The organism is Mesorhizobium sp. M7A.F.Ca.CA.003.01.2.1, from assembly GCF_003998945.1.
Classification (GTDB): domain Bacteria; phylum Pseudomonadota; class Alphaproteobacteria; order Rhizobiales; family Rhizobiaceae; genus Mesorhizobium; species Mesorhizobium ciceri.
The window spans coordinates 1-3,952 of sequence record NZ_RZRA01000524.1 but is presented as its reverse complement, the minus strand read 5'-3'; the positions used below and the strand labels follow the sequence as shown (position 1 = coordinate 3,952).

The following is a 3,952-nucleotide window of genomic DNA, read 5'->3' as shown; positions in this document are numbered from 1 at the left end:
CTCGGTGATCTGGCCATCACGCTCGGAGTCTTCCCGCGCCTGCGTCCAGGCAGGGTCCTTCACGAACGCCGTCCAGCGCTCTTCGCGTTCGGCCAGCGATTCCCATGCCAGCATGTAGGTCAGTTCGTTGTTCGAAGCTCCGATCAGCGTGGTAAAGAAACCCGCTTGGCGGATACCGTGCTTTTCCCATAATTTGAGCGTGATCTTGTCGAAGCGATCAAGAAGCGCCGGCAAGCGTCCCGGCAGAGCCCGGTAAACCCGAAGTTCGTAGATCATTTTGGAGTTCCTTCTGACCGATGCGCCGGAAGCGAAGAAATCGGACCAGACGGTCAGCAGGGTAGAATTGTCAAAACGGGCGTCAGGAGACCTGCTCGACCTGCTGCACTTCCGGCACGAAATGGCGCAGAAGGTTCTGGATGCCGTGCTTCAGCGTCGCCGTCGATGACGGGCAGCCGGCGCAGGCACCCTTCATGTGCAGGAACACCGTGCCATTCTCGAAGCCGCGGAAGGTGATGTCGCCGCCATCCTGGGCGACCGCCGGGCGCACCCGCGTGTCGAGCAGCTCCTTGATGGTGATGACCAGCTCCTCGTCGGCCTTGTCGTAGAACTCACCGGTCTGGCTGGTCTCGGCGGCCGGGCCGGCCTTGGCCATGACGGGCGCGCCGGACATGAAATGCTCCATGATGGCGCCGAGGATCGCCGGCTTCAAATGCTGCCAGTCGGGGCCATCCTTGGTCACGGTGATGAAGTCATAGCCGAAGAAAACGCCGGTGACGCCAGGAATTTCGAACAGCCGGCCGGCCAGCGGCGAGGCGACGGCGGCGCTGTCGGCATCGCGGAAATCGGCGGTGCCTTCCACAAGCACTTCCTTGCCGGGCAGGAATTTCAGCGTCGCCGGGTTTGGCGTCGATTCGGTCTGGATGAACATGGCCGTCTCCGTGCCCGGTTGGGCATCTAGTTTGGAACAATTCTAAATAGGCTCAATTGGCTGGACATTCAAGCGAAACGCATCGCCGGAATGGCTGGCTGGCGGAATGTTTTTTGCGCGCCCCTGGGACGCGCCCGAAGGTGTGTTGAGATTCAGGTCAGGCCGGCATCACCTGAAAATCAGCACACCTCAGGCCAGGCTGTCTATTTCCTCGTCCGAAAGGTTCTGCGGCACGACAGTCACCGGGATCGGGAAGGCGGCACCCTTGCCGGCCACGGCGCCGACCAGCGGTCCCGGGCCTTCCTTGCCCGCACCGGCGGCCAGCACCAGGATGGCGATGTCCTGGTCTTCCTCGATCAATTTGTGAATCTCTTCCGTCGGCTTGCCTTCGCGGACCACCATCTCGGGCTCGATGCCGAGCTTCTGGCGCACCTTGTTGGCATAGCTGTCGAGTGCGGCGCGCGCCGTGGCGTTAGCTTCCTCGCGCATGATCTTCTCGACACCCAGCCAATGCTGGAAATCGTCCGGCACGATGACATAGAGCAGCACCAGCGTGCCGCTGGTGCTCTGCGCCCGTTTCGAGGCATAGGCGACGGCACGCTCGCATTCCGGCGTGTCGTCGATGATCGTCAGGAATTTCCTGCGATGGCCGGCTTCGCGGCTGAGGCGTTTGGAGACCATGTCTATCTACTCGGTGTCTTGCGGCGCAATCTGCCACTGCGGCGGACCGGCGGCAAGCCGCCGGCCTTGTGCCAGTGCACCCGATGTCGCGATCAGCCCTGCAGCAGGCCGATAATGTCGCGCACCGTCTTCATCGTCGCTTCGGCCAGCACGCCGGCGCGCTCGCCGCCGTCCTTGAGCACCGCGTCGACATAGGCGCGGTCATCCGAAATGCGGCGCATCTCGCTGGCGATCGGCGCCAGTTTTTCCACAGCAAGATCGGCCAAGGCCGGCTTGAACACGGAAAACTGCTGGCCGGCGAATTGCTTGAGCACATCCGCCTTCGACATCTCGGCGAGACCCGCATAGATGCCGACCAGGTTTTCTGCCTCGGGCCGGCCGGCCAGGCCATCCAGCTCGCTCGGCAACGCTTCCGGATCGGTCTTGGCCTTGCGGATCTTCTTCGAGATGTCATCGGCGTCGTCGGTCAGGTTGATGCGCGACAGATCAGACGGGTCCGATTTGGACATCTTCTTGGAGCCGTCGCGCAGCGACATGATGCGCGCCGCCGGCCCGCCGATGACCGGCTCGGTCAGCGGGAAATAGCCGTTCACGGTCTCTTCGCCGACCTGCATCTCGACGCCGACGCCGAGCGCTGCGATACGGTCGGAGAAGTCGTTGTTGAATTTCTGCGCGATGTCGCGGGTGAGCTCCAGATGTTGTTTCTGGTCCTCACCGACAGGGACGTGGGTGGCACGGTAGAGCAGGATGTCGGCAGCCATCAGCGAGGGATAGGCGAGCAGGCCGAGCGAGGCATTCTCGCGGTCCTTGCCGGCCTTGTCCTTGAACTGCGTCATGCGGTTCATCCAGCCGATGCGCGCCACGCAATTGAAGATCCAGGCAAGCTCGGCGTGCTGCATGACCCGTGACTGGTTGAAGACGATGTGCTTCTTCGGATCGATGCCGGAGGCCAGGAACGCCGCAGTGATCGACCGCGTCTGGTCGGCCAGGTCTTCATAAACGAGTTGGGCTGTCAGCGAATGCAGGTCGACGACGCAATAGATGCAATCGGAGGTGTCCTGCAGGGCAACGAATTTCTTGATGGCGCCGAGATAATTGCCGAGATGCAGATTGCCGGTCGGCTGGACACCGGAAAAGACGAGTGGCTTGAAGGCGGTCATGATTGTCCTCATGGCTTGTGGAGGGCCGTATAAGCGTGATTCCGAAAAGTTGCAGACTTTTCGGAGCCAATCACGCGGCTGGAAACCGCGCGCGGCGAAAGTCTTGCGACGGCGCGCTTATGGACGAAGACGGCGCTGCGATCAAGACGGCGCTGCGAGCGTGTCGGGCGCTACTCGTCCAGGTCGGTCTTTGCGATCGGTGGCGCCGACTTGCCAGATCCCCGCTTGACGTTGCGACGGATCATGCCGAAATCGGCGCCGCCGGTGGCAAACGCCGTGATGAAGTACAGCAGCGCCCCACCCGCGACCAGCGACAGCAGCGTCGTCGCCTTGACCACCAGCGGCGAGCCGGGCCCGAGCCTGACGGCGAACCAATGCTCGGCAAAATAGAGCGCTGCCCCCATCACGATAGCCGACAGCACCAGACGTGGAATGCGCTTCATCAGCGGCACGTCGCGGCCCCAGTGGCCGCGCCGGATCAGGACGCCGAGCAGCATCACCGCGTTGACCCAGCCGGCGACGGCCGAGGCCACCGCGATGCCGGGCGCGCCCATCCGTGGAAACAGCGTCAGCGCCGTGGTGACGTTCACCGCCACCGAGATGGCGGCAAAGATCATCGGAGTACGCGTGTCCTCTCGGGCGAAATAGCCCGGCGTGAATGCCTTGATCAGCACGAAGGCCGGGAGGCCGAGGCCGAAGATCGCCAGGATCGCCGCCACCGTTGGCGTCGAGCCGTTGGCGGCGAACGCGCCGCGCTCATAGACCAGCCGTACGATCGGCTCCGACATCACCCAGAGTGCGGCGGCTGCCGGCAGCGTCAGGAACAGTGTGAACTCGACCGAGCGGTTTTGCAGATTGGCCGCCTCGATCAGATTGCCCGACTTCAGCGCGCGCGACAGTTCGGGCAACAGCACGATGGCGACCGCGACACCGACCACGCCGAGCGGCAACTGGTAGATGCGGTCGGCATAGGCGAGCGAGGACACCGCGCTGTTCTGCGCCGAGGCGATCGCCGTGCCGATCAGCTGGTTGATCTGTGTGATGCCGCCGGTGATGGCCGCCGGCAGCGCCAGGATCAGCAGCCGCTTGACCGCGGGCGTCATTCTGGGACGGCGAAAGCCGATCGAGATGCCGGCATGGCGCACTGCCACCCAGACGATCGCCAGCTGCACCAGTCCGGCGG

General features: G+C 63.5%; 5 protein-coding genes. All 5 read right to left on the bottom strand.

The window, feature by feature from the left end; translation table 11 throughout:
• A partial coding sequence (locus EN969_RS20290) for an NIPSNAP family protein (RefSeq protein WP_164758372.1) occupies nucleotides 1-276 on the bottom strand: 276 nt, incomplete at its 3' end.
• Between the two features lie 82 nt (nucleotides 277-358).
• Nucleotides 359-928: a NifU family protein gene (locus tag EN969_RS20285; protein WP_013528064.1), complete on the bottom strand. Its 570-nt coding sequence runs from the start codon at nucleotides 926-928 to the stop codon at nucleotides 359-361.
• A 189-nt stretch (nucleotides 929-1,117) separates the two neighbouring features.
• Nucleotides 1,118-1,609: a universal stress protein gene (locus tag EN969_RS20280; protein ID WP_013528063.1), complete on the bottom strand. Its 492-nt coding sequence runs from the start codon at nucleotides 1,607-1,609 to the stop codon at nucleotides 1,118-1,120.
• A gap of 92 nt (nucleotides 1,610-1,701) precedes the next feature.
• Nucleotides 1,702-2,769, bottom strand: a complete 1,068-nt coding sequence (gene trpS / locus EN969_RS20275; RefSeq protein ID WP_013528062.1) for a tryptophan--tRNA ligase — start codon at nucleotides 2,767-2,769, stop codon at nucleotides 1,702-1,704.
• Between the two features lie 170 nt (nucleotides 2,770-2,939).
• On the bottom strand, nucleotides 2,940-3,952 hold a 1,013-nt coding region (murJ, locus tag EN969_RS20270; RefSeq protein ID WP_127419338.1), incomplete at its 5' end, for a murein biosynthesis integral membrane protein MurJ.

Bases quoted from the DNA above. Each gene is read 5' to 3' on its own strand.
- EN969_RS20285 (WP_013528064.1), bottom strand. From the start codon at position 928: ATGTTCATCCAGACCGAATCGACGCCAAACCCGGCGACGCTGAAATTC.
- trpS (WP_013528062.1), bottom strand. From the start codon at position 2,769: ATGACCGCCTTCAAGCCACTCGTCTTTTCCGGTGTCCAGCCGACCGGC.
- EN969_RS20280 (WP_013528063.1), bottom strand. From the start codon at position 1,609: ATGGTCTCCAAACGCCTCAGCCGCGAAGCCGGCCATCGCAGGAAATTC.